Below are 12402 nucleotides of genomic sequence, written 5' to 3'. Positions count from 1 at the left end.
AGCTCCTCCCCAATCGATTTTCCGGGTTCTCTGGCGGCATTCTGCGCTGATGGATTCGGGGGGCGCTGGCTCGCAGAGCATCGTCTGCGGCAACCAGTTACTTTCCAAAAAATAAATTTCCATTGCCGGAGAGCGAACCCTCTCTGCCCGCCTAATTGAGGCCCACCTTGCCTTTCATCGACTCGAACAACTTAGGCGAATCAAAGCCCACGCCCTTTTTAAACACGATTTCCATTTTGCGCACCTGCTGAATGTCTTTCTCTGGGTCGCCATCGATGAGAATGAGGTCAGCCTGCTTGCCCGCCTCAATGGTGCCAATTTCCTTTTCGCGGCCCAGGTAGGTGGCGCCGTTCAGGGTGCTTATTTTGATAGCTTGCACCGGCGTGAAGCCCCCCTCGACGAGTAGCTCAATTTGACGCCGGTTGGCGTAGCCTGCCACGGTGCGGCCGGCTCCGGTGGGGTCGGTACCCGATACCAACAAGCCGCCGGCATCGTAAAACTGCTTTTCCCAGGCCATTTCCTTTTTAAAAAGCCGCACACTGGCCGTGTCCTTCTGCTGATTCTGCTTCCAAGTGGCCACTTCGCGCTCCTGAAGCTGCGGAATCAACGATTCGAGCCCGCCGCCCAGCACCACTTCGCGGCCGGTATAAGGCTCGAACACCGGCAGGGTAGAGGTGAGGGCCACCTTCTTGCTGACCAAGAAGCGAATGAGGCTCGCCATTTCGGGGCTATTCACCGGCAGGCGCAGTAGCGATTGCCGGGCCGCGGGGTAGTCGGCCACGTCGGCCACCTTGTTGGGCACGAAATCCGAGCTGGCCATAAACCCGTGTTCGAGGTTGTCGATGCCAATTTCGGCGGCCTCGTGGTAGGTGATGGAGCAGAGGTGGCCGGTTATTTTAAGATTGCGCGGGTGGGCCTCCCGCACCACGGCCGCGAGGTCGGCCCGGGTGGCGTGCATGTACATCTTGAAAGAGGTGCAGCCTTTGTCGGCCCAAAACCGGGTGGTGGCAGCCGCGTCTTCGGGGCCTTTCACCGTGCTCAGGGCCGGAATGTCCATGCTGGGCTCTTCAATATAGGGCGCCGTCACGTCCATGTCGGGCCCGATGGCTTTGCCCTCCGAAATCATGCGCTTAATGGCCAGGTCGGTCTGGGGCTCGATGCTGCCGGCCGTCCGGATGGTGGTGGCGCCCCCGGCCAGGTACAGCCGCGGAAAAGAGTAGGGCATCTGGGCTATGTTGAAGTAGCTGCCCGCCGGCATGGTGTAGTACAAGTGCTCGTGCAGCATCACCAAGCCGGGAATGAGCGTTTTGCCCGCACAGTTAATTACCTGGGCCCCAGCGGGCACCTTCACCTTTTTCACGGGACCCACTTGCACGATGCGGCCGTTTTGCAGCAGCACCGTTTGATGCAGCTGGGCGGGTCGGCCAGTTCCGTCAATCACCTTGGCATCGGTGAGGGCAACGGTTGTCGAAGCCACTTTAATGAACTCCTGTACCTGCGAGGTAAACTGCTGGGCTTGGCTAATTTGAACTGTTGCTAATGACAGGCAAAGTGATAACAGCCAGTATTGAAAAGCCGAGAAGTACATGCTCTTTTAGAAAAGTTATTTGTTTGGAGTGCAGTAGAATTTGTCGATATTGTATTTAAATTGAAATATAAATATTATATAATGTGTAATTTGATAAATAATGTAGGAAAGATAGGAAGACCTCTCTGGTAGGCCGTATGTTTGTATTGGTTTAGTATGAATAGTAATATTGACCATTTAACCAATTGCTACTGTGAGAAAACTACTTACGCTTCTGAGCTGCTCAGGCTTGCTACTGTTTCTATCCCCACTTACCGGATATGCGCAGTGTAACAACACTATCACCTTTACTTATCCGCAGGGTTCCGGAACCACGACAGCAGCTATACCCAACGGGAGAAGTGGTATATCTTCAGACGTGTGCCCAGTCGCTGGGGCGGATTATGTAATCCAAGGCGAATCGGATTCGCCAGCTGATTTGACTTGGGCTAGAGTGACTTCGCTAGGAGCCGACCCCGCTGACCCCACCGATGATACTGATGTTATAACTCTTTCTTTTATTGACAATGCCGCGCGAGGTACAAAAGCCACTTTAATAATCCCGGCGTTCACCGGGACCGTTATATACAGGTTCCAACAAAATGCAACTTCGGGAGCCTACACTGGTCCTAATCCTTGCGGTGGTCAATCCGGTAAGAATGTATACGGATATTTGACTCTCTCTCCAACGCTTACACTTGAGCCCAGCGTCAGTGTAGCCGGTCTGGGTATTTGCCCAGGCTCATCGGTAACTTTAACTGCTTCTGGTGCAACCGACGGTGTTTATACCTGGACTGCCCCCGGTCAGGTTACCGTTATCACGAACAGTGCCTCTACGACTGCTCCCCGGCCGAGTAGCCTGACAGTAACGCCTACTGCTACGACTACCTACACCGTTACGGCTACAACTAGCTGCGGCACGTCTTCCCAGCAAATTGTGGTTCCTGTAAAGTCTTTGACGGCGCGGCCAGGCAGCAATAGGGTTTGTTATGGTGAAACTACCACGTTAGAGGCCTTCTACACTGGCGATGTATCAGGGGCAACATACAAGTGGTATGATGCTGATGATGCTACTCAGGCTTCTCTTGGCACTGATCGGACTTTTACCCCCCCACCCGTTGCAGGCACCACCGGAGAAGTAATTAAAAAGTACACCGCTCAAGTACAGACCGCAGATTGCGGTCTGCTTGAGTCGACGGCCGTAATCACTTCATCCGGCACGGTAGCTCCTGTCACAGTTACTCCAAGCGCTGCAACTATCTGTACTGGTAGCGGTAGCTCAGTGACTCTAACCGCTAGCTCAGAAAACGCAAACGTTACCTACACGTGGTCGCCAAGCGCAGGCCTAAACACAACTACCGGTGCTTCGGTAATAGCTAATCCATCAGCAACGACTACTTATACTGTAACAGCTACCACGGCTTGCGGCTCCACAACTGCAACCACTACTGTGACGGTACTTCAGACCTCAACTTTTGGTGTGACCCCCACTACACAAACAATTTGTGCTGGGCAGTCTACTACCATTGAAGCCGTAACGAACGTTTCTGGTGCTACCTTTCAGTGGTTTCAGGGACCTAATTTCAGTACCGTCATTTCACGTTCGCAAATTCTAAATCTGCCTCCAACGCCAACCGCAACTACCACCACTACCACCTACCGTGTAGTGATATCAACGGCTTCGTGCGGCACTTCAACCCAGGATGCAACTGTTACCAGAAACCCTGGGGTGACCGTGAGCCCCTTGCAGCGGACCGTAACTCGTGGCACAGCTGTGACTCTGGCTACTACTAACGGAATAGCCCCATTTACTTGGTTCGCCACAGCTAATGGTGTCACAACTACCCTTACCGAGACTGCAGCACAAATAACTGTTAACCCTTTTTTCCCCACCGAGTACAGGGTCGTAGATTCGAGAACCACTGCATGCAACTTCGCAACATCATTCATAAATGTAATTGGGCCCCTGCCCGTTGAGCTCATCAGCTTCGATGCTGCTTGGAACGACAAAACGCCGGTACTCACTTGGGCCACCGCTACTGAGAAGAACAGCGCTTACTTTGACATCGAACGCAGCTTCGATGGTGAAACCTTCAGTGTTATCGGCAAGCGTGAGGCAGCTGGTAATACCAGTGCCCGCACCAACTACCAGTTTGTAGATGCCGGTTTGGTGCGCACTACAGCCACTACGGTTTACTACCGCTTGCATCAGGTAGATGTGTCGGGCGAAGACAGCTACTCGCCGGTGCGCGCGCTGCAGGTAGCTGCCGCCTCGACGGCATTCAATGCCAGCGTATTTCCGAATCCGTACGACAAAAAGGTGGAGGTTGAGTTCAACTCTTCCGTTGCCAGCGAAGTGACTTTCATTATCCGCAACGTGTTGGGCCAGACGGTGCTTACCAAAACAGCTTCATTTGCTGCAGGTGCGCAGAAAGTTGGCTTGGATGAGGCTGGCTCGCTCCCCTTGGGCATGTACTACCTCACCATCCGCCAGGGTGGCCAGCAGCAGGTGCTGCGCATTAGCCACCGCTAGGTAGCCGTAAGGCCTTAGAAAGGCTTCATAACAAAAAAGACCAGCGCCCTAACAGCGCTGGTCTTTTTTGTTATGAAGCCTTTTGCGAACAATACCGAAAATTGGCTGTCGAGCTTAACAGGCAGCGCCGTTGCCCGGAAAGCAGCCGTCGGTAAGAGCAGCATAGAGAGAAACAAAAAATCAGTTCTAGTGGAGAATTGAAAAATTTATCCTTTTGTGAAGGAAAAACAATCGATAAATTGATAATACCAACAAATTGCATTAACATTGTCAGCCTTCAGGCGTATGCTCAACCGTTCAATTCCTTCGTGTAGACAATGATTGAAGGCTTACAAGTGCCTCTAATGTGCTCCCAGGCTAGTTTCCGAGCCCCTAGGGACTCGTAATAAGCCTTGTCTACTTCCCGGTCGTTTCTTTTCAATTTGCTGTAATTGCCCTATTAAGGCGCCTCATTACACAATCGATTGTGCTTGTTCTCACCAATTCCCACATAGTTTTTATGAAAAAGTCAGTACCCAAAATGCAAGGGCTAGCGGTGCCAGCCTTGCTCGGGGGCTTGCTGTTGCTGCCCGTAGTTGGCCAGGCAACGGTAGCGGCACCCGATAATGTATCTATGGCCTTGTTGCAGGCCGCCGACACGCCCATCAGCGGGCGCATTACCGATGAGAGCGGCGCGGGGCTACCCGGTGTCACGGTGCTCGTTAAAGGTACCACCAACGGTACCCAGACCGATGCCGACGGCCGCTACAGCATAGTGGCCCCAGCGGGCGCTACGCTGGTGTTTTCCTACGTAGGCTATACCTCGCAGGAGGTGGCCGTGGGCGGTCGCACCACCGTCGACACGCGCCTGGTTGCAAGTGCCCAGGGCCTGTCGGAAGTAGTAGTAGTAGGCTACCTGACCGAAAACCGCCAGAACGTGAGTAGTGCCGTGAGCAGCCTCGATGTTACGGAAGCCAACAAGGCACCGGTGGCCACGGCCACGCAGGCCTTGCAAGGCCGCCTGCCGGGTGTGCAGGTGACAGGAGGCGGTGCCCCTGGAGATGCGCCCATTGTTAATATACGGGGCATTGGAACGCTGGGTAATTCGGGCAGTGGCCCATTGTATGTGATTGACGGCTTGTGGACCGATAACATCCGCGACCTGAATCCCAACGACATTGAAAGCCTGACGGTGTTGAAAGATGCCTCTTCAACGGCAGTTTACGGTTCGCGTGGCGCTAACGGCGTGGTGCAGATAACCACGAAAAAAGGACGGGCTGGCACACCCTCTATTAGCTTCAATGGCTACCGGGGCGTGGAAAGCGTCTACAAGCGCTACAACCTTACCAATGCCAGCGAATGGGCCGACCGGGCCGTGCAAGCTTATGCCAACGCTGGCCTGAACCCGTTGAGCAATGGCCAGAATAGCCTTGCCGGTGCCGTAAAGGGTCCGGGCGGTGCTTTCAATCCCAATGTGGACACCGATTGGCAGAATGAGTTCTTCCAAACCGGTACGGTGGAAGACTACAACGTGTCGCTTTCGGGGGGCAGCACCGGCGAAAAAACAGCTACTAACTTCCTGGTATCGGGCGAGTACTTCCACCAGGAGGGTATTGTGAAAGGACCGGACTTCAAACGCTACAGCCTGCGCCTGAACTCGGGCCTGACCCGTGGCCGGTTTAAGTTTCAGGAAAACGTGCAGCTCACCCACCTCGACAGGACGCTGCTCAACGGCGCGCCATTTATCGACGTGCTGATTATGATTCCCAGCATCCCGGTGTATAACCCGGCCAATGAAGGCGGGTTTGGCACGGGCTCGCCGGTGTTGAACACCTTTGCTACCAACCCGATTGGTGCACAGCAGCTGCTGCGCCGGACCCAGTCCGACAACCGCATAGCCGGCAACATCAGTGGTGATTTCTCCATATTCGACTTCCTGACCTACCGACTGAACGTGGCCCTTGACGGGCACACTTACAGCAATGCCGATGCGCAGAGGTCAGGCATCCTGCGTCAAAACACTCGCATCAACACCTCGTCCCTGAATGAGTTCTTAGGCTACGACTTGTTTTTGATGGGCGAAAACACGCTGAATTTCAACAAGAGCCTCGGCGACCACACCATTAATGCCCTGGTTGGTTATTCTGAGCAGTCTTTCCGGCAGCACAACGTGCAGGCTGGTGCACAAGGGTTCACGTCCTCGCCTCAGTATTACTTTGAGTTGAGCGCCGGCCCGGAGAGGGGCGTTGTTCAGGGCTCTTCCTTTGTCAACGCCAAACGCTCTTTCTTCACCCAAGCCACGTACGACTTTAAAAACCGTTACCTGCTGTCGGTGAGCGGCCGTCGCGACGGCTCGTCGCGCTTTACTCCGGCTAACCGCTGGGGCAATTTCGGGGCCGCCTCGGTGGGCTGGCGCATCAGCGAAGAAGACTTCTTCAAAAACAATATTTCGCAAATCAACAACCTGAAGCTGCGGGCCAGCTACGGCACCATTGGCAACGACGCCCTGGGCGGTCCCTCCGGTGGTAGCTACCTGCCTTATCCCATTGTTGGTCAAAACGTCAACTATGTAATTGGTACCGGCCAGACCATCGTCAATGGTTCGAGCCAACTGGCCCTGCCTAGCCCCGATATTCGGTGGGAGGACCGCTACACCAGAAACATCGGTTTGGACCTGAGCATGCTCAATAACCGGCTGTCCCTGTCGACGGACTACTACATCTCGGAAACGCGCAACGCCTTGGCGCCTGTGCAGGTGCTCACGTATTTGGGCCACTTCGGCCAGGCCATCTTCCAGAACGCCGGCAATATTGAAAACCGCGGTTTTGAATTAGCTCTCGGCTACCACGACACCAAAAGCGCCTTCACCTATGGCGCCGATTTCACGCTGACCACCGTGAAGAATAAAATAACGGCGGTACCCGTTCGGGGCCAGACGTTTGCCGGAGGAGAGCAGATAACCCGCTCTGAGCTCGGAACTTCGTTGGGAGAGTTCTACCTGATTCCATTTGCTGGCATCTTCCAGTCGAATGACGAGGTGGCCAACTACAAGAATTCTCGTGGTACTGTTATTCAGCCTTATGCTTCGGCCGGCGATGTACGCTACACCGACGTGAACGATGACGGCCGAATTGACAATGCTGACCGCGTGTATGCCGGCAAGTCCATCCCCAACCTGCTGATGGGTCTGAACCTCAACGCCGCGTTCAAGGGCATTGACCTCTCGGTATTCCTGAACTCGGTGCACGGCAACAAAATCTACAACCAGGCCCGCCGCGACCTGGAGAGCTACAACGGCCCCAACAACTACAACGCCGACGTAACGCCCTGGACCGCCAGCAATCCCTCGACCACGACGCCGCGCCTGCTGCAGGGCGGTGGTAGCGGTAACTTAGGCCTAGCCGCTGCTTCCAACGCCTTGTTTAACACCACGCGCTGGTTAGAAGATGGCTCCTACCTCCGGTTGCGTAACATCCAGATTGGCTATACCTTCCCCAAGGCCCTGACCAACCGCGTGTCGAGCCTGGGTAGCGTGCGCGTGTACTTAACCGGCCGCAACGTGTTTACTGTCACTGACTATACGGGCTTCGACCCGGAGATAACCGGCACTGGCTTCTTCAGCCGTGGCGTTGACCTGAGCTCCTACCCCAACGTGCGCAGCTTCACGGGTGGCTTGCAGGTAAACTTCTAAATCAGGGCATGGGGCCGACGCGCGTCGGCCCCTTCCACTCCAACCGTATTCTCTCATTGATATGAAATTTAATAAGATAGCAACCCTGCTGCTGGCGGGGAGCCTTTTCCTGACCACAACGGGTTGCGATAAGAACTTGCTAGACCAGCCCAACCCGAACGCTCCGACCACGGACCAGTTCTGGAAAACTCAGGACGACGCCATCAAGGGCGTATTCGCCTGCTACTCGGGTCTGCAGCAATTTGCGGTGTACTACCGCAGCTGGCACTTTATGGCACACCGCTCCGACGAGTCGTACAGCCAGAGCCCGTTTGTAGAGTTAGCCAACTTTACGCGCTTTATCACGCCGGACAATAACTTCTTTATTTCGTCTTTCGCGTGGAATGACTACTACCGTACCATTTACCGCACCAACCAGGTTCTTACCCACGTGCCCGGCATCCAGATGGACGCAACGTTGCGTAGCCGTTTGGTAGCCGAAGCGCAGTTCATCCGAGCGCTGTCGTACTTCGACCTGGTGTATTTCTTCGGCAATGTGCCTTTGATAACGGTAGAGCCAACAGTAGCGACCCGTGCACCTCAAGCTACCGTCGCTCAGGGTGAGGCTCAGATTATTGCCGACCTGCAGGCTGCCATTCCGAACCTGCCGCTTACCTACGATGCCGCCAATAAAGGCCGCGTTACCAAAGGCGCGGCGCAGGCCCTGTTGGCCAAGGTGTACATGCACCAGCGCAAATACAGCGAGGCATCGGCCTTGTTTACGGAGATAATGGCTTCTAACCAGTACAGCCTGGTGCCGAACTATCTGGACAACTTCACGGCTACTAACGAGAACAACGCCGAGTCGCTTTTCGAAATCCAGTTCACCGGCGCGGTACTGGAAGTAGGCCAAGGCCAGGACAATGCATCTTCGTCGGAAAGCCACGACCGCCCCAACTTCTTCGGCCCTCCCGGCCCCACGTTTGCCGACGTGCAGCCCCGCCGCTGGCTCCTGGACGAGTATAACAAAGAGTTCACGGTGACCAACCCTACTCAGGTAGACCCCCGTCGCGACATCAGCATCATTCACGCCGGCAACCCGGGCGTGTTCTACGGCAGAACCTTTGCTCAACATGGCTGGAATCCCAACCAGATTTACTGGCGCAAGTATCTTAACGACCGCACCCGGACCGATGAGAACTTCACTTCCGGCATTAACCACCGCCTGATACGCTACGCCGACGTGCTGCTCATGCAGGCCGAAGCCCTCACCGAACTGAACCAGATGGCGGCTGCAGTGCCGCTCGTGAACCGGGTGCGTACTCGCCCTTCGGTAGACTTGGCTCCGCTGACCGGCACCTTCACCCAGAACGGATTGCGTCAGCTCATTCGCATGGAGCGTGCCAAGGAGCTGTCCGGCGAAGGCACCCGTTGGTTCGACATTCTCCGTTGGGGCCTGATGGATACCCAAGCTGGCATCGACGAGCTGAAAGCTCGCGACCCTGACTTCAACAACTTCCGCCTAGGCGTGTCGAAGTTGTTGCCCATTCCGCAGCGTGACCTTGATATCGACCCCAACCTGAAGCAGAACCCCGGTTACTAAAGAGTTGCCAGCTGCTGGTGGTCAGTTATAAGGATGTTGTTTGCGGACAACTGGCCACCAGCAACTGACAACTAAGTAAGAATGAAGAGTGAGTGAGCGGAGAGCCGTCCCGGGCTGCAACCTGGGGCGGCCATGCTGCTACACCGGCCGCATTTGGGCCAACAAACCTTTAGATGCCGCTATGCTATACTCGGTCCGTCTTGCTTCACATGCCCTGCTTGCCATAGCACTACTGGGCACTGGGGCGTGCGAAAAGACCCGTGTGCCTGCGGTGCCGGTTACGGCAACGCCGCTGCCAGCGGCCAGCACTACTTTCCAAAACCCCCTGCTCACTAGTGGTCCCGACCCGTTCGTGGCCCATAAAGACGGTTTCTATTACTACACGCATACTCTTTACAACCAGCTGCGCATCTGGAAAACAGCCGATATGTCGGCCCTATCCGGTGCTCCCAGCACCCTGATTTGGACGCCACCCACCACCGGCAACGCTGCTGGTAATCTGTGGGCTCCGGAGCTGTTTTTCCTCGATGGCAAATGGTATCTGTATTATACGGCGGGTCCTGTCGGGAACAACTTTGGCTTTCAGCGTACTTGGGTATTGGAAAACGCCAATTCCGACCCCACTACCGGCACCTGGATAGACAAGGGCCGCATTTTTAACCCCAACGAAGACCATTGGGCCATCGACGGAACGGTGCTGGAGCAAAACGGCAACCGCTATTTCCTGTGGTCGGGCCATAACGGCCTCGATGGCGTGCAACGCATTTATATCTCGCGCATGAGTAACCCCTGGACCCTCACCGGGCCTCGCGTGGAGCTCTCGCGCCCGCAATACGCTTGGGAAAGCGTGGGCCCGCCCTTTGTGAACGAAGGCCCCGAAATTCTTAAGCACGACAACAAGACCTTTTTGGTGTATTCGGCCAGCTTTTGCGCCACCGACGATTACGCGCTGGGCATGCTCACGGCCTCAAGCACGGCAGACCCCATGCTGCCGAGCTCCTGGACGAAGTCGACCCAGCCCGTTTTTTCGCAGCGGCCCGCTGCCCGCGCCTACGCTACTGGGCATAACTCTTTCTTTAAATCGAAAGACGGAAAGGAAGACTGGATTATTTACCACGCCAATTCTAACCCCGGCGAAGGCTGCGTGGAGCGGCGCAACCCGCGGATGCAGAAGTTTGCCTGTAACTCCGATGGCACGCCAAATTTCAGTGTGCCGGTTACTATTTACACCGATGTGGTGAAGCCTTCGGGCGAGTAGTCCTATTCGTTTAACCTCTCCTTTCTAAAACCCACCAACTATGCATAGCTTCTACCGTTTTGCTAATGAATACCCTCAATGGCGACTAACGCTGCGGTGTGGGCTAACTAGCTTGATGCTGCTGGTGGCTATGGCTTGGGCCACGCCCCGTGCCTGGGCTCTGCAGGGTGCTGTGGGCTCGCACGACCCGTCGACCATTGTCAAGAGCGGCAACACTTACTGGATATTCACCACCGGTCAGGGCATTTACGCCAAGTACTCCACTGATTTGATTCGGTGGACGCCTAGCCCACGGCCCGTTTTTCAGAATAACATCTATCCCGCTTGGATAAACACGAAAGTGCCAGGTTTTACTGGTACTTTCTGGGCCCCGGAGTGCTTCTTCATGAACGGCAAGTTCTACTTGTATTACTCCTGCTCCACGTTTGGCTCCAAAGTGTCGACCATTGGTCTGGTCACGAACGTTACCTTGGACCCCGCTAGTCCCAACTATAATTGGGTCGACGAAGGCGAGGTAATTTCGAGCGACAACAACAGCTCCGCCAACGCCATCGACCCCGCTATTTACCGCGATGCCAGCAACAATCTGTGGATGACGTATGGCTCCTTTTTTGGCGGCATACGCAACGTACAGCTCAATGCCACCACGGGCAAGGTCCTGGCTGGCGCTCCCTTGTACGCGGTGGCCAACGGTGATGTAGAAGCCGCTTATGTGAAGCAGAACGGAGCATTTTACTATCTGTTCATCAACCGCGGCACCTGCTGCCAGGGCTCCAACAGCACGTACCACATTCTGGTGGGCCGCTCGGCCTCGCCTAGCGGACCCTTCGTCGACAAAAACGGCGTTGACCTGAACAGCAACGGCGGCACTATGCTCCTGAGTGCCTCCGGGCGCTACCGTGGGCCGGGCCATGCGGGCATTTTTGAGGAAAATGGCGCTAGCTACTTCTCGCACCACTACTACGACTCTTACGACGGCGGTGCTGCCAAGCTGAGCCTGGCCCGACTGACCTGGGACGCCGCGGGCTGGCCCGTAGTGAGCCGCGATTGGCTGGAGCCAGCCGCGGTGGCGGGCGCGCCTGTGCGCTACACCATTGCCACGGCGCCGGGTTCGGCGGGATTGGTGTGGCAGTCGCGGGGCTGCACCGGCGCGGCAGGCCAGGGCATCGAGCAGGCTACTCGCACGGGTAGCACCTGCCAGCAATGGGATTTCACGGCGCTGGGCAATGGCGAGTACAAAATTACCAGCGCGCTAGGTGGTCTGGCCGCCAGCGTGGCCGGCTGCTCCGAATCCAACTTTTCGCTGCTACAGCTCGGGGCCTACACCAGCCAAGAGTGCCAGCAGTACCGCATCGAGCGGGCCAGCAACGGAAGCCTGGTGTTTGCCTCGCTCAATGGCAACCGCGTGGTGGAAGTGCCCAATGCCTCGGTAAATCCAGGCGTTCAACTTGGCATTTTTGACTATAACGGCTGCGCCTGCCAGCGGTGGTACCTCACGCCTGCCGCCACGGCCACTGCTGCAACTACCCGCATTGCTTTGACGGGCGTGAGCATTTATCCCATCCCTACGACACGCGGAACATTTACCCTGGACCTGAGCGGCCGCAAATCGTTGGAAGCTGTGACTGTGGAAGTGCTCGACATGCAGGGCCGCTCGCTGTACCGCCGAGTATTAGAGAACCCACAGGCCAAAACGGCCGTGGAAGCGGGCCTGCTGCCGGGCCTCTTTTTGGTAAAAGTCCGCCAGGGCACGGGGCTGTTTACCCAAAAACTGACCGTTCTCTAGTTCCTT

At 55.8% G+C, this 12402-nt stretch carries 6 protein-coding genes; 5 read left to right on the top strand and 1 reads right to left on the bottom strand.

What is annotated here, in order from left to right; genetic code table 11:
* Positions 1 to 151: 151 nt before the first annotated feature.
* Entirely contained in the window at positions 152 to 1588 is a 1437-nt protein-coding gene (locus ACP7AJ_RS00195) for an amidohydrolase family protein (protein ID WP_426058168.1), read from the bottom strand.
* Positions 1589 to 3341: 1753 nt separating this feature from the next.
* Here ACP7AJ_RS00195 and ACP7AJ_RS00190 point away from each other — a divergent pair.
* The 5 genes from ACP7AJ_RS00190 to ACP7AJ_RS00170 all read left to right on the top strand — a co-directional run bounded on the left by ACP7AJ_RS00190 (position 3342) and on the right by ACP7AJ_RS00170 (position 12396).
* Positions 3342 to 4100: a T9SS type A sorting domain-containing protein gene (locus tag ACP7AJ_RS00190; RefSeq protein WP_426058167.1), complete on the top strand. Its 759-nt coding sequence runs from the start codon at positions 3342 to 3344 to the stop codon at positions 4098 to 4100.
* Between the two features lie 499 nt (positions 4101 to 4599).
* Positions 4600 to 7770, top strand: coding sequence for a SusC/RagA family TonB-linked outer membrane protein (locus ACP7AJ_RS00185; RefSeq protein ID WP_426058166.1), 3171 nt, complete (start codon positions 4600 to 4602; stop codon positions 7768 to 7770).
* Between the two features lie 61 nt (positions 7771 to 7831).
* Positions 7832 to 9352, top strand: coding sequence for a RagB/SusD family nutrient uptake outer membrane protein (locus tag ACP7AJ_RS00180; protein ID WP_426058165.1), 1521 nt, complete (start codon positions 7832 to 7834; stop codon positions 9350 to 9352).
* A gap of 181 nt (positions 9353 to 9533) precedes the next feature.
* Positions 9534 to 10610: a glycoside hydrolase family 43 protein gene (locus tag ACP7AJ_RS00175; protein ID WP_426058164.1), complete on the top strand. Its 1077-nt coding sequence runs from the start codon at positions 9534 to 9536 to the stop codon at positions 10608 to 10610.
* A 115-nt stretch (positions 10611 to 10725) separates the two neighbouring features.
* Complete coding sequence (locus tag ACP7AJ_RS00170; RefSeq protein WP_426058163.1) at positions 10726 to 12396, top strand: family 43 glycosylhydrolase; 1671 nt, start codon at positions 10726 to 10728, stop codon at positions 12394 to 12396.
* Positions 12397 to 12402 lie beyond the last annotated feature (6 nt).

The organism is Hymenobacter sp. B1770 (genome assembly GCF_049896385.1).
Taxonomy (GTDB): Bacteria; Bacteroidota; Bacteroidia; order Cytophagales; family Hymenobacteraceae; genus Hymenobacter.
The sequence above is the reverse complement of the archived record's forward strand: the minus strand, read 5'-3'. Positions and strand labels throughout refer to the sequence as shown.